19 protein-coding genes, 1 pseudogene and 1 riboswitch are annotated in these 21,559 nt (G+C 72.1%); of the genes and pseudogenes, 16 read left to right on the top strand and 4 right to left on the bottom strand.

Features of this window, described 5'->3' with window-relative positions; genetic code table 11:
* Positions 1 to 86: 86 nt before the first annotated feature.
* Complete coding sequence (locus tag ACY34K_RS20095; protein ID WP_462748933.1) at positions 87 to 1,256, top strand: ROK family transcriptional regulator; 1,170 nt, start codon at positions 87 to 89, stop codon at positions 1,254 to 1,256.
* Between the two features lie 146 nt (positions 1,257 to 1,402).
* Here ACY34K_RS20095 and ACY34K_RS20090 read toward each other — a convergent pair whose 3' ends face one another.
* Positions 1,403 to 3,739: a chitinase C-terminal domain-containing protein gene (locus tag ACY34K_RS20090; RefSeq protein ID WP_462748931.1), complete on the bottom strand. Its 2,337-nt coding sequence runs from the start codon at positions 3,737 to 3,739 to the stop codon at positions 1,403 to 1,405.
* 240 nt (positions 3,740 to 3,979) lie between these two features.
* A riboswitch (FMN riboswitch) is annotated at positions 3,980 to 4,110 on the top strand.
* 160 nt (positions 4,111 to 4,270) lie between these two features.
* Between ACY34K_RS20090 and ribD the strand changes: the two genes are divergently transcribed.
* The 10 genes from ribD to ACY34K_RS20040 all read left to right on the top strand — a co-directional run bounded on the left by ribD (position 4,271) and on the right by ACY34K_RS20040 (position 12,785).
* Positions 4,271 to 5,347, top strand: a complete 1,077-nt coding sequence (ribD, locus tag ACY34K_RS20085) for a bifunctional diaminohydroxyphosphoribosylaminopyrimidine deaminase/5-amino-6-(5-phosphoribosylamino)uracil reductase RibD (protein ID WP_462748928.1) — start codon at positions 4,271 to 4,273, stop codon at positions 5,345 to 5,347.
* Between the two features lie 2 nt (positions 5,348 to 5,349).
* Entirely contained in the window at positions 5,350 to 5,958 is a 609-nt protein-coding gene (locus ACY34K_RS20080) for a riboflavin synthase (RefSeq protein ID WP_462748927.1), read from the top strand.
* Between the two features lie 56 nt (positions 5,959 to 6,014).
* Positions 6,015 to 6,590 carry a nicotinamide mononucleotide transporter family protein gene (locus ACY34K_RS20075; RefSeq protein ID WP_462749038.1) on the top strand — a complete coding sequence of 192 codons (576 nt, stop codon included), beginning with the start codon at positions 6,015 to 6,017 and terminating at the stop codon, positions 6,588 to 6,590.
* Positions 6,587 to 7,891, top strand: coding sequence for a bifunctional 3,4-dihydroxy-2-butanone-4-phosphate synthase/GTP cyclohydrolase II (locus ACY34K_RS20070; RefSeq protein ID WP_462748926.1), 1,305 nt, complete (start codon positions 6,587 to 6,589; stop codon positions 7,889 to 7,891). The genes ACY34K_RS20075 and ACY34K_RS20070 overlap by 4 nt, the downstream gene beginning before the upstream one ends.
* Before the next feature lie 35 nt (positions 7,892 to 7,926).
* A complete protein-coding gene (gene ribH / locus ACY34K_RS20065; RefSeq protein ID WP_462748924.1) occupies positions 7,927 to 8,412 on the top strand; it encodes a 6,7-dimethyl-8-ribityllumazine synthase in 486 nt (161 codons plus the stop codon).
* Between the two features lie 73 nt (positions 8,413 to 8,485).
* On the top strand, positions 8,486 to 8,758 hold the full coding sequence (locus tag ACY34K_RS20060; RefSeq protein WP_031078175.1) for a phosphoribosyl-ATP diphosphatase: 273 nt from the start codon (positions 8,486 to 8,488) through the stop codon (positions 8,756 to 8,758).
* A gap of 55 nt (positions 8,759 to 8,813) precedes the next feature.
* The gene (gene hisG, locus ACY34K_RS20055; protein ID WP_462748922.1) at positions 8,814 to 9,662 is read left to right on the top strand and encodes an ATP phosphoribosyltransferase; all 849 of its coding nucleotides are present in this window, start codon (positions 8,814 to 8,816) and stop codon (positions 9,660 to 9,662) included.
* Between the two features lie 20 nt (positions 9,663 to 9,682).
* Positions 9,683 to 10,135, top strand: a complete 453-nt coding sequence (locus ACY34K_RS20050; RefSeq protein ID WP_462748921.1) for a PH domain-containing protein — start codon at positions 9,683 to 9,685, stop codon at positions 10,133 to 10,135.
* Between the two features lie 215 nt (positions 10,136 to 10,350).
* A complete protein-coding gene (locus tag ACY34K_RS20045) occupies positions 10,351 to 11,685 on the top strand; it encodes a hemolysin family protein (protein WP_462748920.1) in 1,335 nt (444 codons plus the stop codon).
* Positions 11,682 to 12,785, top strand: a complete 1,104-nt coding sequence (locus tag ACY34K_RS20040) for a hemolysin family protein (RefSeq protein ID WP_462748919.1) — start codon at positions 11,682 to 11,684, stop codon at positions 12,783 to 12,785. Before ACY34K_RS20045 ends, ACY34K_RS20040 begins: the two co-directional genes overlap by 4 nt.
* A 6-nt stretch (positions 12,786 to 12,791) precedes the next feature.
* Here ACY34K_RS20040 and ACY34K_RS20035 read toward each other — a convergent pair whose 3' ends face one another.
* Positions 12,792 to 14,714: an AAA family ATPase gene (locus tag ACY34K_RS20035; RefSeq protein ID WP_462748918.1), complete on the bottom strand. Its 1,923-nt coding sequence runs from the start codon at positions 14,712 to 14,714 to the stop codon at positions 12,792 to 12,794.
* Between the two features lie 373 nt (positions 14,715 to 15,087).
* The gene (locus ACY34K_RS20030; RefSeq protein WP_462748917.1) at positions 15,088 to 15,717 is read right to left on the bottom strand and encodes a uridine kinase family protein; all 630 of its coding nucleotides are present in this window, start codon (positions 15,715 to 15,717) and stop codon (positions 15,088 to 15,090) included.
* A 182-nt stretch (positions 15,718 to 15,899) separates the two neighbouring features.
* Here ACY34K_RS20030 and ACY34K_RS20025 point away from each other — a divergent pair, with 182 nt between their 5' ends.
* The 3 genes from ACY34K_RS20025 (at position 15,900) to ACY34K_RS20015 (ending at position 17,844) form a co-directional block, all read left to right on the top strand.
* A complete protein-coding gene (locus ACY34K_RS20025; RefSeq protein WP_462748915.1) occupies positions 15,900 to 17,270 on the top strand; it encodes a peptidase C39 family protein in 1,371 nt (456 codons plus the stop codon).
* A gap of 124 nt (positions 17,271 to 17,394) precedes the next feature.
* Positions 17,395 to 17,535 carry an SCO1431 family membrane protein gene (locus ACY34K_RS20020; RefSeq protein ID WP_462748913.1) on the top strand — a complete coding sequence of 47 codons (141 nt, stop codon included), beginning with the start codon at positions 17,395 to 17,397 and terminating at the stop codon, positions 17,533 to 17,535.
* A gap of 180 nt (positions 17,536 to 17,715) precedes the next feature.
* Positions 17,716 to 17,844 (top strand): hypothetical protein, encoded by a 129-nt coding sequence (locus ACY34K_RS20015; RefSeq protein ID WP_462748911.1) that lies wholly within the window; start codon positions 17,716 to 17,718, stop codon positions 17,842 to 17,844.
* 244 nt (positions 17,845 to 18,088) lie between these two features.
* On the opposite strand, the pseudogene ACY34K_RS20010 reads toward ACY34K_RS20015, so the two are convergent.
* A pseudogene (locus ACY34K_RS20010) lies at positions 18,089 to 18,337 on the bottom strand (glycosyl hydrolase family 18 protein); the annotation flags it as partial.
* A 555-nt stretch (positions 18,338 to 18,892) separates the two neighbouring features.
* Here ACY34K_RS20010 and ACY34K_RS20005 point away from each other — a divergent pair.
* Positions 18,893 to 20,065 (top strand): acyl-CoA dehydrogenase, encoded by a 1,173-nt coding sequence (locus ACY34K_RS20005; RefSeq protein WP_462748910.1) that lies wholly within the window; start codon positions 18,893 to 18,895, stop codon positions 20,063 to 20,065.
* A 372-nt stretch (positions 20,066 to 20,437) separates the two neighbouring features.
* The gene (locus ACY34K_RS20000) at positions 20,438 to 21,559 is read left to right on the top strand and encodes a hypothetical protein (protein ID WP_462748908.1); all 1,122 of its coding nucleotides are present in this window, start codon (positions 20,438 to 20,440) and stop codon (positions 21,557 to 21,559) included.

Genomic DNA, 21,559 nt, shown 5'->3' with positions numbered 1-21,559 from the left:
CGGATCGGTCCTCTGGGCGGTCGGTAAATTATCAGGAACCCTGCCTGATAGTAAGTTGATATGACGAGTTCTGAGAGGATCCCGGCATGCCCGCATCGCCCAGCACCGCCCGGGCCATCAACGACAGACTCGCCCTCCGACTGCTCCAGGACGAAGGCCCGTTGACGGCAGGCCAGCTGAAGTCGCTGACCGGACTCTCCCGGCCCACGGTCGCCGACCTCGTCGAACGGCTCCAGGGGTCGGGACTCGTCCGTGTCGTCGGGGAGACCGGCGCCGAACGCCGCGGCCCCAACGCGCGGCTGTACGGAATCGTCTCCGACCGCGCCCATCTCGCCGCCCTCGACGTCCGCACCAGCAGTGTTTCCGTCGTCGTGACCGACCTGCTCGGCGCCACCCTGGCCGAGGCGACCCTCGCGATGGGAGACGACCCCGGCACCGGACCCGCCGTCGAGCGTGCCGCCGCGCTGCTGGAGCGCACCGTCCGGCAGGCCGGCGTACGACGGCTGCACAGCATCGGCATCGGGGCACCCGGTCTCATCGACCCCGTCACCGGCGAACTCCGCGACTCCACCGGGCTGCCCGCCTGGCACCGGCGCCTTGTGACGGACCTTCAGGAGCGGCTGCCCGCCACGGTCCTCGTCGAGAACGAGACCAATGTCGCGGCCGTCGCCGAGCAGCGCGTGGGCGCAGCCCGCGACCGCGACACCTTCGTCCTGCTGTGGCTCGGCCACGGCGTCGGCGCCGCCGTCGTCCTGGACGGCCGGGTCCGGCGAGGTGCGTCGGGAGGTGCGGGCGAGATCGGCTTCCTGCCCGTCCCGGGGACGGGAAGCCTGCCGTCGGCGACCGACTGCGGCGGCGGCTTCCACGAACTGGCCGGCTCGGCCGCGATCCGCGCCCTGGCGGCGGAGTACGGTATCGAGGTGCCCGACGGCGGCCCGGAACCGTCCGGAGCGGCCGCGGTCCGCACCGCGCTCGCCACGGGGGCCGACGCCTTCCTGGACGCCCTCGCCGGCCGGCTGGCCCTCGGCGCAGCCGCCGTCAGCGCCGTACTCGACCCCGGCTGCGTCGTCCTCGGCGGCGAGACCGGCCATGCCGGCGGGCCCGGACTGGCCGCCCGCGTCGAGGCCAGGCTGACCGCGCTCTCCCCCCTGCGCACCGAGGTCCGCCCGAGCGCCCTGGGCGGCGCCGCCGTCCTGCGCGGGGCGCTGCTCACGGTCCGCGACGCGGTGCAGGAGGAGATCTTCGCCCCGCGATGACATCCGGCGGGGCCCGGGCCAGGTGCGGGACCCCGCGCTCGCGACGCCCGGACGTGCGCGGCCGGGACGCCCGGTGCACGCGAAGGAGCCCGGTGGCGGCAAGTGCCGTATCTCCGCCACCGGGCTCTGTGACATCCCCTACCGGGTCAGCAGGCGCCGAGGTCCTGCCAGACACCCCACTCGCCGGTGGTGCCGGGCTCGTCGCCCTTCGTCCACCACTTCGCCTTCCAGGTACGGGACGCGTGGGACACCGTGGACCCACCGCCGTACTCGGTGGCCGCGCTCCACGCGGGTGCGGTGCAGGCGCCCGGCGTCGGGGTCGGCGTCGGGTCCGTCGGGTCCGGCGACGGGCCGGGCCCGGTGCCCGGCTCCACCACCGTGGTGCCGCGCGCCAGGTCACCGGCGAGCGCGTACGTCGTACCGCCGATGTTCACAGTCCAGTTCCACGGGGTGGACACCGGCAGGTAGTAGTTGAAGGAGAGTTCCACCGACGCGCCCGGCGCCAGCGACTGCCAGGACGGCAGCTTCAGGGAGACGCGGTGGAAGTCGCCCTTCAGCCCGCCCGCGTTGCCGCCGGTGTGGTCGCTGCTGATCACCTTCGTCCCGAAACCGGACTGGTCGGAGGCATTGCCCGGGGCCGCGGTGGAGTAGTCGAACTGGAACTCCGTGCCGCCCGGCAGCGCCGTCTTCGTGTTGTTGGTGATCTTCACCTTGGGAGTGATCGGGTAGTTGGAGTCGCCGAGCTTGAACTCGCCGAACTCCACGCCGATGTTCACCGCCTTGGTGGGCAGCGCCTTGTTCGAGACCTTGGCGCCGTACGGGGCGGCCGTCCTGAACCTGTCGTACATCAGCGAGGTGAGCGTGGAGCCGGGCTCGTACTGGCCCTTCGCGGCGTTCCACGCGTAGTCGCCGGCGAGCTCCCAGACCATCGTGCCGCCGATGCCGCGGCTCGCGACGTAGTCCGCCTTTGCGGCGACCGACTGCTCGTCCTCCGTCGACAGGAAGACCTTCTTGTCCGCGTTCCACAGCCACGGCGCGACCAGCGTCGAGTCGTACTTGCGGGCGTAGGTGCCGGTCAGCCGGGTGCCGGCGGGGAATCCGTACGTCGCGACGTAGTCGCCGACGATCCCCTTCTCCAGGTTCTTGGCGTGCCACATCGGGTTGGAGCCGGCGGGGGACTCCTGGCCGTTGTCGTCCTTGTCGTGCCACAGGTTGTCGATGCCGACCGCGCCGTCACCGCACTTGGCCAGGCCCGAACCGGCCGGACACGTGGTCGCGGGGGCCTTGCCCCACAGACCGTCCGTGCCGCCCTGCACGTTCTTGAAGCCGCGGGTGTAGTAGGGCAGGCCGATGTTGATGCGGCCGGCCGGCATGGAGCCGCGGAAGTAGTGGTAGGCCCAGTCGGTGTTCAGGTAGCCGATGCCGCCGTACTGCTGGCTGCCGTAGACCCCCGCCGCCGCGAGCTCCGCGTCCTTGCCGTCGTCGAAGAGCGAGGCGTTCGGGCCCACGTACTCGTTCCAGGCGCCGTGCAGGTCGTAGGACATGATGTTGACGTAGTCCAGGTACTTCTGGACCTGGAAGGTCTCCATGCCGCGCAGCAGGTAGCCGGAGGAGGGGGCCGCGACGGTGAGCAGGTAGTGCCTGCCGTCGGCCGCGCCCGCCCTGTCGAGCTTCTCGCGCAGCGTCTTCATCAGCGCGGCGTAGCCCTTGACCAGGCCCGCGCGGCGCGGGTTGGAGACCGTGTGGTCGAGGGGGTTGCCGGCGTCCTTCATGGAGGTCGGGTACTCGTAGTCGATGTCGACGCCGTTGAAGCCGTACTTCTTGACGAAGGCGACCGCCGAGTCGGCGAACGTGTCGATCCCCGCCTGGTTGACCGATCCGTCGGCATGGGTGGCCATCGAGTAGAAGCCGCCGGAGTTCACCCGCTTGCCGCTGTCGTCGAAGTATCCGCCGGTCTCGGCCCAGCCGCCCACCGAGATCAGCGTCTTGACGTCCGGGTGCTGCTTCTTGAATTTGTTCAGCAGGTTGAAGTGGCCCTTGTACGGATACGCGGGGTCCATTTCGGCGCCGGTGACCCCCGGCCAGGTCATACCGGTGGCGGCGTTCTTCTCGCCGTCCGCGCCGACCGAGAGCCTGTTCGCGGAGTCGATGTGACCGAAGGCGTAGTTGATGTGGGTGATCTTGTCCCACGGGATGTCCTTGGCCAGGTAGGCGGGCGTGCCGTCCTTGCCGGTGCGCCAGCCGGTGAAGTAGCCGATGACACGTCGCTGGTGGTCGGCGCCCATCTTCTCGCGGCCCTCGGTGTCGTAGACCGAGCAGTACGGGACGTCGACGCCGGGCGTCTTGTGCAGGCCGTCGGGGCGGCAGGACTCGTGGTCGGTGGCGGCGTGCGAGACGCCACCGGCGAGCGAGCCCAGCAGCAGGGCGGCGACGGCGGCGCCGGACGCGAGCAGGGTGGCTCTCGCGCGGGTGGGGGACAGCACGGGCGGTTCCTCCTGGGGAGGGGCGGACACAACTGACAGAGGGGTGGGTCGTGTTGGGCCCCTGGCGTGCGCACGCCGACGGGCCGACTCCGTGGAGGTGACGCAGAGATTAAAAGGACTAGACCAGAGCGTCAATAGGTCTGGACCAGTTGCGGGGGGCCGGTGATCCTGTGAGTCAAGCCACAGCAATCACCCGCATGGGTGACTGTCCGGCGTGGCACACTTGCCCTGTATCAGCAGCAGCGCACTCCGGGGTCGGTGTAATTCCGAACCGGCGGTTACAGTCCGCGACCCGGCCGCATCCAGTGGCCGGTTGACCAGGTGAAATTCCTGGACCGACGGTGAAAGTCCGGATGGGAGGCAGTGCGCGGCGGGTGACCCCTCTTGGGGGGACCGGCCGTATGTCCGCTGGTCGCCGCTCTGGGCGACCGGCGCATTCCGGCCTCGGTGTCCCTCGTGCGGTGTCGTTCCACCCGCTCTCCTGTCGTCGACAGGCCCCGGAGTCCGCGCCCGAAGAGGCAGGAGGACCCGGTGGCCACCGCAGCCGACACCGCCGCCATGCGCCGAGCCGTCGCGCTCGCCGCCCGCGGACTCGGCTCCACCAGCCCCAACCCGGTCGTCGGGTGCGTCATCCTCGACGCCTCCGGACACCCGGTCGGCGAGGGCTGGCACGAACGCGCCGGCGGCCCCCACGCCGAGGTCCATGCCTTGCGCCGGGCCGGCGTCCTCGCCCGCGGCGGAACCGCCTACGTCACCCTCGAACCCTGCAACCACACCGGCCGCACCGGCCCCTGCGCCCAGGCACTCGTCGACGCCGGGATCGCCCGGGTCGTCTACGCCGTCGGTGACCCGAACCCGCAGGCCACCGGAGGTGCCGACACCCTGCGCGCGGCGGGCGTCGAGGTCCTCGCCGGGGTCCTCGCGGACGAGGCCGAGGCCGGCAACGCCGCATGGCTCACCTCCGTGCGCCTCGGCCGCCCCCACGTCCTGTGGAAGTACGCCGCCACCCTCGACGGCCGCATCGCCGCCGCCGACGGCACCAGCCGCTGGATCACCTCCGCCGACTCCCGCGCCGACGTCCACCGGCTGCGCGCCGAGGCGGACGCCGTGGTCGTCGGCTCCGGCACCGCCCGCGCCGACGACCCCCACCTGGCCGTCCGCGGCATCGAGAACGCGGTCCAGCCGCTCCGGGTCGTCGTCGACACCGAGGGCACCGCCGTCAAGCCCGGCGCCCGCGTCCTGGACGACGCCGCACCCACCCTGATCGCGGTCGCCGAGGACGCCGAGACCGGCCTTCCCGGCGTCCTCCGCCTTCCCAGGGCGGCCGGCGGCGGCCTCTCCGTACCGGCCCTCCTCGCCGCACTCCACGACCGCGGCGTCCGTTCCGTCCTGCTCGAAGGCGGCCCGACCCTGGCCGGGTCGTTCGTCGCCGCGGGAGCCGTCGACAAGGTCGTCGGCTATCTCGCCCCGGTCCTGCTCGGCGCGGGCCCCACCGCCCTCGCCGACGCCGGAATCACCACCATCACCGACGCGCTGCGGCTCGACGTCACCGAGACCGTGCGCATCGGCCCCGATCTCCGTATCACTGCTACCCCCAAGGAGCGCTGAGCGTGTTCACCGGAATCGTCGAAGAGCTGGGTGAGGTCACCGCCGTCGAGAACCTCGGTGACTCCTCCCGCTTCCGCCTGCGCGGGCCGCTCGTCACCGACGGCGCCAAGCACGGCGACTCCATCGCCGTCAACGGTGTCTGTCTCACCGTCGTGGAAACCGGTGGCGGCGAATTCACCGCCGACGTGATGGCCGAGACCCTCAACCGCTCCAGCCTCGGCGCGCTGCGCACCGGGTCGCGCGTCAACCTGGAACGGCCCATGGCCGTGGGCGACCGGCTCGGCGGACACATCGTCCAGGGCCACGTCGACGGCACCGGCACCATCCTGGCGCGCACGCCCTCCGAGAACTGGGAGCTCGTCAAGGTCTCCCTGCCCCCGCAGCTGACCCGCTACGTCGTCGAGAAGGGCTCCATCACGGTCGACGGCGTCAGCCTCACCGTCGTCGACGCCGGATCCGACCACTTCACCATCAGCCTCATCCCCACCACCCTCGCGCTGACCACGCTGGGCATCAAGGAGCCCGGCGACCCGGTCAACCTCGAGGTCGACGTCATCGCGAAGTACGTCGAGCGGCTGCTCGGCGACCGGACCGAGGAGACCGCCAAGTGAACTGGCTCAACTCCGAAGCCTTCACCGTGCTGGACCAGCACATCGTCTGGTCCGACATGATCGGCAACACCATCGGTCTGATCGCCCTCGCGCTCGGCTGGCGGCGCTCGATCCTCACCTGGCCCGCGCAGCTGCTCTCCGGCGTCGTCCTGATCGCCGCCTACGCCTCCGCCCAGCTCAGCGGCGGCGTCGGCAAGCAGCTCCTGGTCATCGGTGTGGCGGTGTGGGGATGGCGCCAGTGGTCCCGCGGCCGGCAGCAGGCCCAGGACGGGTCCATAGCCGTCCGCTTCGCCTCCTGGAGGGAGCGCGGACTGCTGCTGGCCGGCGCGGTCCTCGGGACGCTCGCCGTCGGCGGCCTCTTCACGCTGTACCCGTCGCTGTCCTGGAGTCCCTGGGCCGACGCGTACATCTTCGTCGGCACGCTGGTGGCGATGGTCGCCCAGGCCCGCGGCCTCGTCGAGTTCTGGTTCGCCTGGCTGCTCGTCGACCTGGTCGGCGTGCCCCTCGCCTTCAGCAGCGGCCTGCCCTTCTCCGGCCTGGTGTACGTCATCTACTTCGGCCTCGTCCTGTGGGGCCTGCGCGACTGGTGGCTCCGGACGCGCACTCCCGCTCTGGAAGGAGCACTCCTGTGAGCGACGCATCGCACGCCCCGGGCACCGTCCCGCTGAGTGCCGTCTGGGACACCACGGACCTCGCGCTCGACCCCGTCGAGCAGGCCGTCCGCGACATCGCCGCCGGCCGGCCCGTCGTGGTCGTCGACGACGAGGACCGCGAGAACGAGGGCGACCTCGTCGTGGCCGCCGAAATGGCCACGCCCGAGATCGTCGCCTTCATGATGAGCGAGTGCCGCGGCCTGATCTGCGCCCCCATGGAGGGCGACGAGCTGGACCGCCTCCAGCTCCCGCAGATGGTCGGCGACAACACCGAATCGATGAAGACGGCGTTCACCGTGTCCGTCGACGCGGCGCCCGCCCACGGCGTCACCACCGGCATCTCCGCCGCCGACCGCGCCACCACGCTCCAGCTCCTGGCCAGCGGCAGCGCCGAACCGTCCGACCTGGTCCGTCCCGGCCACGTCTTCCCGCTGCGCGCCCAGCCCGGCGGCGTCCTGGTCCGCAACGGCCACACCGAGGCCGCCGTCGACCTGGCCCGGCTGGCCGGACTGCGCCCCGCCGGCGCCATCGTCGAGATCGCCGGCGAGGACGGCGTCATGCTGCGGCTGCCCGAACTCGTCCCCTTCGCCCGCAAGCACGGCCTCACGATCATCTCGATCGAGGACCTCATCGCGTACCGCCGCAGCAACGAGCCGACGGTCCGCCGCGAGGCCGAGGTCCGCCTGCCGACGGCCCACGGCGACTTCACCGCGTACGGCTACCGCTCCACGGTGGACGGCGTCGAGCACGTCGCCCTCGTCCACGGCGACGTCGGCGACGGCGAGGACGTCCTCGTCCGCGTCCACTCCGAGTGCCTGACCGGCGACATCTTCCACTCGCTGCGCTGCGACTGCGGCCCCCAGCTGCAGGCGTCCATGGAACGCATCACCGAGGCCGGCCGCGGGATCGTCATCTACCTGCGCGGCCACGAGGGCCGCGGCATCGGCCTGCTGTCGAAGCTGCGCGCTTACGAGCTCCAGGAGCGCGGCCGTGACACCCTCGACGCCAACCTGGAACTCGGCCTGCCGGCCGATGCCCGGGACTACGCGGCCGGCGCGCAGATGCTCGACGACCTCGGCGTCCGCAGCCTGCGGCTGCTGACCAACAACCCGGACAAGATCACCGCCCTGGTCCGGTACGGCCTGACCGTGAGCGGACGCGAGCCCATGCCGGTCCAGGCCGGCGAGCACAATCTGCGGTACCTGCGCACCAAGCGCGACCGCATGGGCCACGACCTGCCCTGGCTCGACGCCTCCGCGTCGACCTGCACCAACCAGTAACAACCGATCAGCGGTAACCACGAGGAGAGACGTACGTGAGCGGCAAGGGCGCACCCGAACTGAGCGTGAAGAACTGCGGCGACCTCCGGGTCGCGGTGGTCGCGGCACAGTGGCACGAGAAGATCATGGACGGACTCGTCGACGGCGCCCTGCGCGCCCTGCACGAGCTGGGCATCGACGAGCCCACCCTGCTGCGCGTCCCCGGCAGCTTCGAGCTGCCCGTCGTCGCCAAGGTCCTCGCCGGCCGGGGCTACGACGCGGTGGTCGCGCTCGGCGTCGTCATCCGGGGCGGCACGCCCCACTTCGACTACGTGTGCCAGGGCGTCACCCAGGGCCTCGTCCAGGTCTCCGTCGACACCGGCGTCCCCGTCGGCTTCGGCGTGCTGACCTGCGACAACGAGGAGCAGGCCCTGGACCGCGCCGGTCTGGAGGGCTCCAGCGAGGACAAGGGCCACGAAGCGGTCACGGCTGCCGTCGCCACCGCGGCCACACTGCGCACCGTCAGCGAACCCTGGCGCTGAGTTCCCGCCCCACCACCCCTCGATGGAGGCGCTGCGCGCCCGCCTTCTCACACCCCGTACTCTTAGGTCCATCATGGCGAACAAAACCTTCGAAGAGCTCTTCGCCGAGCTGGAGCTCAAGGCCAAGACCGGCGACCCCGCCACCTCCCGCACCGCCGAGCTGGTGGACAAGGGCGTCCATGCCATCGGCAAGAAGGTCGTCGAGGAGGCCGCCGAGGTCTGGATGGCCGCCGAGTACGAGGGCAAGGAAGCCGCCGCCGAGGAGATCTCGCAGCTGCTGTACCACGTCCAGGTGATGATGGTGGCCCGCGGGATCTCTCTCGACGACGTCTACGCCCACCTCTGAGCCCACCGAACGTCCGAAGCCAGACACACTCTCCAGAGCAAAGGAAGCCCGCCCCATGCTGCGCATCGCCGTCCCCAACAAGGGTTCACTGTCCGGACCTGCGTCGGCGATGCTCCATGAGGCCGGCTACCAGCAGCGCAAGGAGTCCAAAGAGCTGGTGATGGTCGACCCGGAGAACGAGGTCGAGTTCTTCTACCTCCGCCCCCGCGACATCGCCATCTATGTCAGCGCCGGCCGGCTCGACATCGGCATCACCGGCCGTGACCTGCTGCTGGACTCCGGCGCCAACGCCGAGGAGATCCTCCAGCTCGGCTTCGCCCGCTCCACCTTCCGCTACGCCACCAAGCCCGGCACCGCGAGCGGCCCCGCCGGATTCGGCGGCATGACGATCGCCACCTCCTACGAGGGCATCGTCGCCAAGCACCTCGCCGACCAGGGGATCGACGCCTCGGTCGTCCACCTCGACGGCGCCGTCGAGACGGCGATCGAGCTGGGCGTCGCCCAGGTCATCGCCGACGTCGTGGAGACCGGCACCTCGCTGCGCAACGCCGGCCTGGAGGTCATCGGCGAGCCGATCCTCAAGTCCGAGGCCGTCGTCATCCGCCGCACCGGCGCCCCCACCGACGACCCCAAGATCCAGCAGTTCCTGCGCCGCCTCCAGGGCGTCCTGGTCGCCCGCTCCTACGTGATGATGGACTACGACTGCCGGGTCGAGCACCTGGAGCGGGCCGTCGCGCTCACCCCCGGCCTGGAGTCGCCGACCGTCTCCCCGCTGCACCACGAGGGCTGGGTCGCCGTCCGGGCCATGGTGCCCGCCCGCGAAGCCCAGCGGATCATGGACGACCTGTACGACCTCGGCGCGCGTGCGATCCTCACGACGGAGATCCACGCCTGCCGCCTCTGAAGGACGCTGAAACACCGGTTATGTCCGACACCCAACTCCCCGTGCTCCCGGTCACCTTCCGGCCCACCCGCACCAGGGCGGTCCTGCTGACCGTGGGCACGCTGATGTTCGCGACCATCACGGCCGTCGCGCTCGCCCTGGAGAAGCTCGGCCCGGGCGAGCGCGCGAGCTTCATCTTCACCGCGGCGCTCTTCTTCGGCGTCCTGGCGCTGCTCAGCCGCCCCAAGGTGGTCGCTGACAACGCCGGCGTCACCGTCGTCAACCTCACCCGGACACGCCGGCTGGCCTGGGCCGAGATCCTGCGGGTGAACCTGCGCGAGGGCGACCCCTGGGTCTTCCTCGACCTCAGCGACGGCACCAGCATGCCTGCCCTGGGCATCCAGCCCGGTATCGGCAAGCAGCAGGCCATCCGCGACGCCCGCGCCCTGCGGGCCCTGGCGGAGGCCCGCGGCACCGGCCCGGACCTGGGCTGAAACACCACCAAAGCCCCCAAACGGAGGGCGTCCCCTGCCACAGCCGCCCCTGGCGTGATTACTCTTGAGGCGGTGGCGCCGAGTGCGCCACCGCCTCGCGCGTACGGCAGCACCACTTCGCCGGCGGGGCACCTGCGACCCGAGGAGTGACTCCCTCCAGCAATGGACGGATCGTCCGGTAGTACCTGCGCCGCCCCCTCCCGCGAGGCGGCGGCATGACCATCCCCCTTCTGCTGCTCGCCGCGGCATTCCTCCTGATCCTCGCCAACGGGTTCTTCGTGGCGGCCGAGTTCGGCCTCGTCACCGTGGAGCGGGCGGACGCCGAGCGCGCCGCCGCGGACGGCGACCGGCGGTCCCGCACCGTCGTCAAGGCCCTGCGCGAGCTCTCCTTCCAGCTCTCCGGCACCCAGCTCGGCATCACCATCACCTCGCTCGTCGTCGGCATGCTCGCCGAGCCCGCCCTCGCGCGGCTCCTCGACGGTCCGCTCACCGCCACCGGACTGCCCGAAGGGGCGGTCCCCGGCGTCGCGGTGGCGATCGGCATGCTGGCCGCCTCCGCGGTCCAGATGGTGATCGGCGAGCTCGTCCCGAAGAACTGGGCCGTGTCCCGGCCGCTGCAGGTCGCACGGTTCGTCGCCGGCCCGCAGCACCTGTTCTCCTCCCTCTTCCGGCCGGTGATCTCGCTGCTCAACGCGGTCGCCAACCGGCTGGTGCGGCTGCTGGGCGTCGAGCCGACCGAGGAGCTGGCCTCCGCCCGTACGCCCGGTGAGCTCGTCTCGCTGGCGCGCCACTCGGCCCGGGCCGGCGCCCTGGAGCAGGACACGGCCGACCTCTTCGTCCGCACGCTCTCGCTCGGCGGGCTCACGGCCCAGCACCTGATGACCCCCCGGGTGAAGGTGAGCGCGCTGCAGTCCGACGCGACCGCGGCCGATGTGCTCAATCTGACCCGCGCGACGGGCCTTTCGCGCTTCCCCGTCTACCGCGAGCGCATCGACGAGATCGTCGGCATGGTCCACCTGAAGGACGCACTGGCCGTGCCCGCCCGCGAGCGGATGCGCACGCCCGTGGGCCACGTGGCCGTTCCGCCGCTGCTCGTGCCGGAGACGCTCCCGGCCCAGGCGCTCCTGGAGCGGCTGCGCAGCGAGCAGCCGATCGCGGTCGTGGTCGACGAATACGGCGGCACGGCCGGTGTCGTCACCCTGGAGGACATCGTCGAGGAACTCGTCGGCGAGGTCCGCGACGAGCACGACGACGAGGGCGACGACCTGCCCGAGCTGGCCGCCGTCACGGCGGAGGACGGCAACCCGGCCTGGGAGGCGGACGGCAGCTGCCGTGTCCACACCCTCCACCGGATAGGTCTGGAGGTCCCGGACGGTCCGTACGAGACCGTCGCCGGGCTCGTCGCCGATCTGCTGGGCCGTATCCCGGCCGCGGGCGACCGGGCGGAGCTGCCCGGCTGGCGCCTTTCCGTACGCCAGGTGGACCGCTACCGCGCCGAGCGCGTCCGGTTGGTCCGCACCGCCGACGCGGTGGTGGAGGCCGTGCGATGAGCGTGCTCCAACTGCTGTTCGCGGCCCTGCTGGTGCTCGGGAACGGATTCTTCGTCGGCGCCGAGTTCGCCCTCGTCTCCGTGCGCCGCAGCCAGATCGAACCGCTGGTCGCGGAGGGCTCCAAGCGGGCCCGCCAGGTCCTCCACGGCCTGGAGAACCTGCCGCAGATGATGGCCGCCGCCCAGTTCGGCATCACCGTCTGCTCCCTGACCCTCGGCGCGGTCGCCGAACCGACCGTGGCACATCTGCTGGAGCCGGTCTTCCACGCCGTGCACCTGCCCGAGGGACTGATCCATCCGCTCGGCTATGTCATCGCCCTGGCCGTCGTGGTCTTCCTGCACCTGGTCGTCGGCGAGATGCTGCCGAAGAACCTGGCCATGGCGGCGCCGGAGAGGACGGCGCTGTGGCTCAGCCCCGCCCTGGTCGGTTTCGCCCGGCTGTGCCGTCCGGTGACCGCGGCGCTCGGGGCCTGCGCCAAGCTGGTACTGAAGGCCTTCCGGGTGGAGCCCAAGGACGAGGTGGAGGCGGTCTTCACCAGCACCCAGCTGGGCCGGCTGGTCGAGGACGCCGGGCTGGCCGGGTTGCTGGACCCGGCCGAGCAGGAGCGGCTGGAGGACGCCCTGGAGCTGGGCAGCCGTCCGGTGACGGACGTCCTCATCCCGCGCACGTCCCTGGTGACCGTGCCCCCGTCGGTGACTCCGGCCCAGGTCGAGGAGCTGACCGTGCGCACCGGATACTCGCGCTTCCCGGTGTGCGCGGACGGAGGCGGGGCTTTCATGGGCTTCCTGCACGTCAAGGACGTGCTGGACCTGGAGGACGCGTCCCGGGCCGTGCCGCAGCACATCTGGCGCCCGATGGCGACGCTCCGGGCGGAGCTGCCGCTCGACGACGCGCTCACCGTGATGCGCCGGGCGGCCACCCACCTGGCCCAGGTCGCGGACGCGTCCGGCCGGGTGCTCGGCCTGGTGGCACTGGAGGACGTGCTGGAGATGCTGGTCGGTGAGGTGCGCGACCCGGCGCACCGTACGCCCGCCCCGCCCGCGGCGCTGCTGACCGAGCCGCGCCCCGCCCCGGCGGAGCAGGTCCTGGCCGGGCAGTAGGCCCGCTCAGGACCCCGGAGGCTCCTGCGGGCCGCGGTCCACCGGACCGCGGCCCGACAGCACCTCGCCGTACGCCTGCATCAGATCCGGCAGCCGCAGCGTGGCCAGGTCGTCGCGGGTCGGTGTGCCGCTGTAGCCGGAGAGGCGCAGGTCACGGTACGCGCACGACTTCTCGTACAGCGTCCGCAGGAAGCGGCCGTTGCCCAGCTCGTCGATCCAGCCCTGGGCGACCACATGGCCGCTGATCGAGCGCAGCTCCTCGAGCGTCTCCGCGTCCCAGACGTCGTCGTTGGCCGCGGCGAGCACCTCGCCGATCGCGGTGAGCTCCAACGGGCGGTACGACGGGAAGTCCACGCGGGTGGTGAAACGCGACGACAGACCGGGGTTGGCGGCGAGCAGCCGGTCCATGCCCTCCGGGTAGCCGGCCAGGATCACGACCAAATGGTCGCGGTTGTCCTCGGCACGCTTGAGCAGCACCTGCAGGGCCTCGTCGCCGTACGCGTCGCCCTTGGTGTATCCCGAGTTCGACAGCGAGTACGCCTCGTCGACGAAGAGCACCCCGCCCAGTGCCGAGTCGATCAGCTCATTGGCCTTGACGGCGGTCTGTCCCAGGAACTCCCCGACCAGGTCCGAGCGCTGCGCCTCGACCAGATGATCGCCGCCGAGCAGCCCGAGCGCATAGAACACCCGGCCGAGGATGCGTGCCACAGTGGTCTTCCCGGTGCCGGAGGGGCCGGAGAAGACAAAGTGACGTTTCGGCGGCTGAACGGGAAGACCCTGCCCAGCCCGCAGCCGGGCCATCTCCAGCTGCGCCGAGAGCGCCTTGACCTGCCGCTTCACCGGCTCCAGGCCGACCATGCGCTCCAGCTCGCCGAGCGCGTCGGCGAGCAGCGCGGGATCGGTGGCGCTCGCGGGGAAGGCCGGCGGCGGAGGCTGACCGGGCACGAGTGCCTTCTCCCGTACGCCGTACACCGGCAGCGGGGGAGGGGCGGGCATGGGCGAGGACTGCGGATCGCCACCGCCGCCGAACCGCAGCGTGTCCCCGGCGGGCACGTCGGGGCCGTCGGCCGGTTCGGTGCCGTCCCGGCCGGCGGGCACGGTGTCCTGCCCCATACCGGCCAGGGAGACCGGGGCCAGGTCGCCGGTTTCGTCCGGGCCGTCGAAGCCGTCGTACTCGGCGATGGCCGCGAGCCGGGCGGCCGTGTCCATGAACGCCGGGTCGACCCGGTGCACCGCCCGGTACAGCGGGAGCGCCGCGGCGCTGCGGCCCGTCCCCTCGTGCGCCCGGGCCAGCCAGTAGCGCAGCTCCTTGCGCTGGGGCTGCTCGCTGCGGCAGCGCATGAGGGCCGCCGCCAGCAGCGGCTCGGCCTGGCCGTACATCTCCAGCCGGACGCGGGCCATCCCGCCGAACAGACCCGCCTCGATGCCGAGCAGCGGATCGTTCACCAGCGGTTCGGTGTGGCGGACGAGCTGGTCCCAGTCCTTGACGAGATACGCCCGACAGGCGTGCAGGAAGCGCACCTGGGGGTCGGTGTCCACGGGCGGCAGGTCGGCCAGCGCGCGGTCCAGCTCCGGTACGTGGCGTCCGTCGAGCCAGTGCGAGGCGTGCGCGAGCAGCAGGTCGCGGGGGCTCTCCAGGACCGGCTGGACCCACCAGCCGAGCCAGTACCAGGAATTCAGGGTCCGGCGGTGGCGGGTGCGCTGCTCGCCGAACCGGTCCCGGTTGCGGTACATGCGCAGCAGCGCGGTGGTCGTGTCGACCCGCAGGGCGTGCAGCCCCAGCCAGCCGTCGGCCATGGCGGGATCGATCCGCACGGCTGTGCGGAACTCCTCCTCCGCCTGGGGATAGGCGCCCATCGTGTAGGCGTCCACGCCGCGCACCCATGCGAGGTCGGCCGGGGCGTGTACGCCCTGCGTGCCGATGTCCATCGGGTCCCCCACAAGCCGTCCCCGTTCCTGTCCCGCCGGGCGGTCGCCCGTCGGAAGCATTCCCAATCGCCCACTGATAAACGGGATTTGACCGCAACCGAAGTGCATCGTACCCGCGCGGGGAGGGCGCGCCTAAGGGCGCGGGAGTGTGGCGAGGGTGGTGACCCACGGTGAGCGCGCGTGGTGTGAACGGCGCGCGAGGAGGGGCGCACAGGGGGCGCGAAGGACAGGACGAAGCCCCCGATCACGGGGGAACAACCGGGGGCTTCGCGTCTGCGGCGGCTCCGGAAAGCCGCACATTGGAAACGTAAGACCTGTACGCCCCGTCGGTCAAGCGAAGTTGAGGCAGTCTGAGCGGCTGATTCCCGACTGCTCAGTACGGTGGTGAGAGCTGGTCACGGTGAGTGATGATCTGGTTCGAGCCTGCGTTCCCCCGAGGCCCCTCCAGCCACTCGTACCCCTCGGGACACTCCCGCACCAATACGTCGGCGAAGGGTCGGGAGGGGTCCGCCGAGAAATGGCGTGTCTCCGCCACCGTCCATCCGTCCCAGAACGCGGACTGCGCAGGTCCGTCCCGGTCCCGGCCCCGCCGCCAGGACTCCTCACGGCCGCGGTCCATCCACAGCAGACGTGCCAGGAGGGGCCGCACCGCACGGCGTCCGGCGCCCACACCCTCGATTACTACGACCGGGGCCGGCGGCAGCGGCCGGGCCGGGCCGAAGCGCCGCAGATTCCAGTCGTACGGGTGAAAGCGCGCCACCTCGCCGCGGCTCATCGGACCGAGGACCTCGGCCAGCAGCCGGTCGGTCCAGCCGAAGAGCTCGTCGTGGCTGGCGATGTCGTCGAGGTGCAGCACCGGGGCTCCGCCGAGCGCCGCCGCGAGCCGCTCGGCGAACGTGGACTTGCCCGACCCCGCGTGGCCGTCGACCGCGATCAGCCGCACCGGCCCGCAGGAGGGCGGGACGGCGCGCAGTTCGGCTGCCCGGCGGGCGAGGAGGTCCATGCCGCCACCCTACAAAGCGGGGGGCGCGGCAAAGCCGGTGGTCACGGCCGTGGACCCGACCCACATTGGTCCCGCCTCGCGTGCCGTGTCGCTGGCCGGGCCGGTCGCCGAACCGGGATAGTGGGGCGCGCTGTCGCCGCACCCGCCGCACCCGTCCGTGCACCCGACAGGGAGTCTCCGTCATGCCCGATTCCACCCCGCGCAGAACCGTCCTGGCGGCCGCGCTCGCCGTCGCCGGCGCCGCCGCCTCCTCCGCGCCGGGCGCGTCCGCACCCGCCACCGCCGCGCCCCGGCTGCCCTCCGTGCCGCGGGCGGCCGCGGCGGGCGGGGTCGACAACCGGTTCTGGACCTCGTACGCCGACTGGCGCTCCGGCACCTCCGCCGGGGTCCGGGCCGTCGCCGGCCGCCGGCCCGCCCTGGTGATCGACGCCCCGGTGGGAACCGTCGACCACACCGACCCGCACACCGGCCGCGGGGCCACCTGGGAGTACGCGACCTGGACCTCCCCCGAGCACGCCGGCACCGTGCCGGCCACCGAGGCCATCGCCTCGTGGAACGCCGCCACCCCGGCCGGTACCTGGCTCACGGTCGAGCTGAAGGGCCGGTACTCGGACGGCACCGAGACCCCCTGGTACGTCATGGCCCGCTGGGCGGCCGGTGACGCGGACATCCGCCGGACGTCGGTCGACGGCCAGAGCGACGGCAAGAGCTCGGTGTGGACGGACACGCTGGCCGTCGACGAGCCCGCGAGCGGGCTGCGGCTGGACGGCTACCGGCTGCGGCTGACCCTGTACCGCAGGCCCGGCACCCGGCTCACCCCGACGGTGTGGCGGCTCGGCGCGATGGTGTCCGACGTCCCGGACCGCTTCACGGTCCCCGCCTCCGAGCCCGGTCCCGCCCGGGAGCTGGTCGTACCCCGCTACTCGCAGCACACGCACATCGGGCAGTACCCCGAGTACGCCGGCGGCGGGGAGGCGTGGTGCAGCCCCACCTCGTCCCAGATGATCCTCGAGTACTGGGGCCGCAGGCCCACCGCCGCCGACCTGGCCTGGGTGAACCCGGACTTCGCGGACCCCCAGGTCTGCCACGCCGCCCGCTTCACCTACGACCACCAGTACGAGGGCTGCGGCAACTGGTCCTTCAACGCGGCCTACGCCGCCACGTACGACGACATCAGCGCGGTGGTCACCCGGCTGCGGTCCCTGACCGAGCTGGAGACCCTCGTCCGCGCGGGCATCCCGGCGATCACGTCCCAGTCGTTCCTGAAGGAGGAGCTGACCGGCGCGGGGTACGGCACCGCGGGCCATCTGATGACCGTCATCGGGTTCACGGCGGGCGGTGAAGTGATCGCGAACGACCCCGCATCCCCGAGCAACACCGCGGTACGCCGGGTCTACCGGCGCCGCGAGTGGGAGAACATCTGGCTGCGGACCAAGCGGTACGACGCCTCCGGGAAGATCGTGGCGGGCAGTGGGGGCGTCTGCTACCTCTACTGGCCGGCCCTGCCCACCGCCGCCCAGCGCCTGGCTCTGGAGGCCGTCGGCATCCGCTGAGGCGTGATGAACGTCTCTACCCCGGGGGCGGTCCGCACTGGCACTGTGGTCTGGTCACCGGGGGGAACGTCCACAGCACGCCGCTCGCGCCAGACGACCGAGCACGACGACAGAGCGAGACACCATGACGACGACCGCCGCCGCTGCCGCCCCCCGCGTTCGGACCGGAGGCCCCGACGACGGGCCCCAGGTGCTGGAGCACGTCCTGGGCTGGGTGCTCGTCGTCGTCATCGCCATGCTGGTCACCAAGGTCGGCCTGCTCTGACCGCTGTCCGGGCGGCTCTGCCGTACTGCCCGGATCATGCGTCGCGCTGCCGGCCCGCGAGCGCGTCCGGCGGACGGGCGACGGCTGTCTGCGCTACGCCGAGACCCATCAGGCGGCGTACCGCACCGTCGTCACGGGCGCCTCGGGTTCGACCCCGAGGTGCAGGCGATCCGGCACACCGTGCGCCAGGCGATCCGGCACACCGTGCGCCAGGCGATCCGGCACACCGTGCGCGAGGCGCTGGTCGCCACCATCGCCGAGGGCGCGTACGCCGCCGCGTGGTCCCGCCGCTGGTCAGGCCCGGGCTGATCGGCCGGCTGAGCGGCCTCGAGGACATCCACGCTCGACCGGCTGGGGCAGCCGGGACCGGAGCGCGAGACGGTCTGCGCGCTGCTGGTGCGGATGCTGCGCGGCACGCTCGCCGCGATCGAGGAGCAGGTCCCGGAGTGCCCGGCCCACCCCCGGCGGTGCCGGCCGGGGCTGCGCCCGCCGCGGGCCGAGTGCGGCGAGACCGGACACCGGGACGGACCGGCGGGGCGCCGTAGGGGAGGAGTCAGCCGATCGCCTTGATCAGTTCACCGCCCGCGGTGTCGCCGCTCAGCTCCCAGAAGAAGGTGCCGCCGAGGCCCTGCCGGTTCTTGTAGGCCATCTTCCCGGCGATGGTGGCGGGGGTGTCGTAGCTCCACCATTGGTTGCCGCAGTGCGCGTACGCGGTGCCGGCGACCGTGCCGTTGGCCGGGCACGTGGTCTTCAGCACCTTGTAGTCGTCGATGCCCTGCTCGTACGTGCCGGGGGCGAGGCCCTGGCGTGGTAATTGCGGTCGTACACAACCCAGTTGGTGAAGTAGCCGACGACCTTGGAGCTGGCTGCCGCGGGAGTCGCCGCTGCGGAGTGCGCCGGGGCGGTGCGGGCGCTCTCCCCGGCGGAGGCGGCGGGGCCGGCGAAACCCAGCAGACCGGCTGTCAGCGCGGCCCGGCGGTGGCGGCGATCATCGTCCGGACGCGGGCGCGCCGGCGGAAGGGTGCGAGCATGCGTGTCTCCTCGTGGGGGCGGAACAGGTGGGGGGAACCGCGGGACCGACGTGGCATGTACGCGTCGTAGGTGTGAACCGTAGGAGGACTAGACCAGTGCGTCAATGGTGCGGACCAATCGGCTCCCGGAAGGGGTCAAGCGGAACGATCTCCTCCACCCCGTGACGGGAGCCCGCCGATCGGGCATACTCAACCCGCCACAGCCGCTGGTCAGGCTCTTTCCGTGATCCGGGAAGGCAGCATCGGCGAAGCAGTGAGACCCGGCGGCGCCGCCCAACCCTTCGCGCGCGACCGCCGTAGCGCCCGACAGGGAGGAGAGCGCCCCCATGCCCGACCGCGCCCCGCAGCCGGTGGAACGTCAGCTGCCCACCGAGGAGTCCAGGGATCTCGTCGCCCTGGTGCGCGACATCGTCCAGCGGGAGATCGCTCCCCATGCGGCCGAGGAGGAGGAGACCGGCCGCTTCCCCCGCGAGGTCTTCTCCCTGCTCTCCGAAGCCGGCCTGCTCGGCCTGCCGTACGGCTCCGACTTCGGCGGCGGGGACCAGCCCTACGAGGTCTACCTCCAGGTGCTCGAAGAGCTCGCGGCCGCCCGCCTGACCGTCGGCCTCGGCGTCAGTGTCCACTCGCTGTCCTGCCACGCGCTGGCCGGCTACGGCAGCAAGCAGCAGCGGGCCGAGCATCTGCCCGCCATGCTCGGCGGCGGGCTCCTCGGCGCGTACTGCCTCTCGGAGCCCTCCTCCGGCTCCGACGCCGCGTCCCTGCGCACCAAGGCCGTCCGGGACGGCGACGACTGGATCATCACCGGCACCAAGGCCTGGATCACCCACGGCGGTGTCGCCGACTTCTACACGGTGCTCGCCCGGACCGGCCCCGAGGGCGCCCGCGGCATCACCGCGTTCCTCGTCCCCGGCGACGCCGAGGGGCTGTCCGCCGCCGTGCCCGAGAAGAAGATGGGCATGAAGGGCTCGCCCACGGCCCAGGTCCACTTCGACGGAGTGCGTGTCCCGGACTCGCGTCGTCTGGGCGACGAGGGGCAGGGCTTCTCGATCGCGCTGTCCGCGCTGGACTCCGGCCGCCTCGGGATCGCGGCCTGCGCCGTCGGCGTCGCCCAGGCGGCGCTCGACGAGGCGGTCGCGTACGCCGAGGGCCGGCAGCAGTTCGGCCGCCCCATCTCCGACTTCCAGGGCCTGCGCTTCATGCTCGCCGACATGGCCACGCAGGTCGAGGCCGGCCGGGCGCTCTACCTCTCCGCGGCACGGCTGCGCGACCGGGGTCTGCCCTTCTCCAAGCAGGCCGCGATGGCCAAGCTGTTCTGCACGGACGCGGCGATGAAGGTCACCACCGACGCGGTCCAGGTGCTCGGCGGCTACGGCTACACCGCCGATTTCCCCGTCGAGCGCTACATGCGCGAGGCGAAGGTGCTGCAGATCGTCGAAGGCACCAACCAGATCCAGCGGATGGTCATCGCCCGCCACGTAGCGGGCCCCGAGAGCCGCTGACCTCGCCCGGGAGCGTCCACACCGGTGCCGCCGTGAGCCTGGCCCACTCATGGTCACGGCGGCCCGGCACGGTCCGGCCACTGCTCGCCCAATGCCGTACCAGGGCGAGGTAGATGGGCGGGTCGGCCCCGTGCGGAACCGATTCTTCGGTGCTCGGAAGCGGGTAGCCGAGGCCATGGCCGCTCATCGGGTACAACGAGGTCATGCCAGGCCAACGCCGGGCGGGCCCGCCTGGTCACCCCCCGGCGGATTCGGGCGCCAGTTCGCGGCTTCCCCGGCCGCCCTCACCCCGGAGCCACCGGTCGCACGCGTCTTTCCGCCGCATGATTTCTGACGTACCGTCAACCTCCCTTGCCGAAGAGGAGGTCAGGCGTGTCCGACGACCGGCCGGTCCCGCTCGACGAGTACCCGGTGCACCAGGCGCCGCTGTCCATGAAGCACCACGTCAGCGGCGACCGCAACGCCTACGACCGCTGCATCTTCCACGTCCTCGACCACCACGGCCGCGCCCTCCTCGTCGCCGGCCTCGGTGTCTACCCCAACACCGGCGTGATCGACGCCTACGCCACCCTCCGCACCGGAGACGTACTGCACGCCGTCCGTGCCTCCGACGCCCTCGGCGACGATCGCCTCAACCTCTCCGTCGGGCCGCTGCACATCACCGTCGACCAGCCGCTGCGCCGCTTCACCCTGCGCTGCGACCCCGACCCGGCCGACCCCGGCTCGCTCTCCTACGACCTGACCTGGACCGCGGACTTCCCCGCCGTCTGGGAACCCCACCACATCCAGCGCCGCGGCGGCCGCCTCGTCCTCGAAGGGCGCCGCTTCGTCCAGGCCGGGCACTGCTCCGGGACCGTCCGCGCCGCCGGCCGGGACATACCCGTGACGGCAGGGGAGTGGACCGGCACCCGCGACCGCAGCTGGGGCGTACGCCCCCTCCCCGGCGAGGAGCCGGGTCGCGCCGCCGAGGAGCGTCCCGAGGGCTTTCACTGGCTCTGGATCCCCATGCGCTTCGACGACCGGTTCCTCATGGTGATCGCCCAGGAGGACGCCGACGGCCACCGCACCCTCAACGAGGCACTGCTGGTCCGCCCCGGGCAGCACGACACCCAGCTCGGCTGGCCCCGGACCGACATCACCTACCGCTCCGGCACCCGCCACCCCGTCAGCGCCACCGTCCACCTCACCGAACCCTCCGGCAGGTCCCTGGAGGTCGGCGTCGAGACACTCCTGTCCTCACCCCTCGCCGTCGGCGCCGGCTACCCGCCCGCCGCGGACTGGCAGCACGGCACCTGGCAGGGCCGCGGCTGGACCGACCGGCGCACCTACGACCTCTCCGACCCCGCCGCCCATCCCATGGCCGCGTTCGGCGTCACCGACCACGCCGCCCGCTTCACCCTCGGCGGTCGCACCGGATACGGAATCTTCGAACACGGCAGCTTCGGCCGCCACGACCCCAGCGGCTTCACCGACTACACGTCCACCGCCCCGTGA

Source organism: Streptomyces sp. STAM6 (assembly GCF_054963715.1).
This window is presented reverse-complemented; position numbering and strand designations above follow the sequence as displayed.

Coding starts and splice junctions, on each gene's coding strand:
- ACY34K_RS20095 (WP_462748933.1), top strand. CDS start 87: ATGCCCGCATCGCCCAGCACCGCCCGGGCCATCAACGACAGACTCGCC.
- ACY34K_RS20075 (WP_462749038.1), top strand. CDS start 6,015: ATGATCGGCAACACCATCGGTCTGATCGCCCTCGCGCTCGGCTGGCGG.
- ACY34K_RS20060 (WP_031078175.1), top strand. CDS start 8,486: ATGGCGAACAAAACCTTCGAAGAGCTCTTCGCCGAGCTGGAGCTCAAG.
- hisG (WP_462748922.1), top strand. CDS start 8,814: ATGCTGCGCATCGCCGTCCCCAACAAGGGTTCACTGTCCGGACCTGCG.
- ACY34K_RS20050 (WP_462748921.1), top strand. CDS start 9,683: ATGTCCGACACCCAACTCCCCGTGCTCCCGGTCACCTTCCGGCCCACC.
- ACY34K_RS20045 (WP_462748920.1), top strand. CDS start 10,351: ATGACCATCCCCCTTCTGCTGCTCGCCGCGGCATTCCTCCTGATCCTC.
- ACY34K_RS20040 (WP_462748919.1), top strand. CDS start 11,682: ATGAGCGTGCTCCAACTGCTGTTCGCGGCCCTGCTGGTGCTCGGGAAC.
- ACY34K_RS20035 (WP_462748918.1), bottom strand. CDS start 14,714: ATGGACATCGGCACGCAGGGCGTACACGCCCCGGCCGACCTCGCATGG.
- ACY34K_RS20030 (WP_462748917.1), bottom strand. CDS start 15,717: ATGGACCTCCTCGCCCGCCGGGCAGCCGAACTGCGCGCCGTCCCGCCC.
- ACY34K_RS20025 (WP_462748915.1), top strand. CDS start 15,900: ATGCCCGATTCCACCCCGCGCAGAACCGTCCTGGCGGCCGCGCTCGCC.
- ACY34K_RS20020 (WP_462748913.1), top strand. CDS start 17,395: ATGACGACGACCGCCGCCGCTGCCGCCCCCCGCGTTCGGACCGGAGGC.
- ACY34K_RS20005 (WP_462748910.1), top strand. CDS start 18,893: ATGCCCGACCGCGCCCCGCAGCCGGTGGAACGTCAGCTGCCCACCGAG.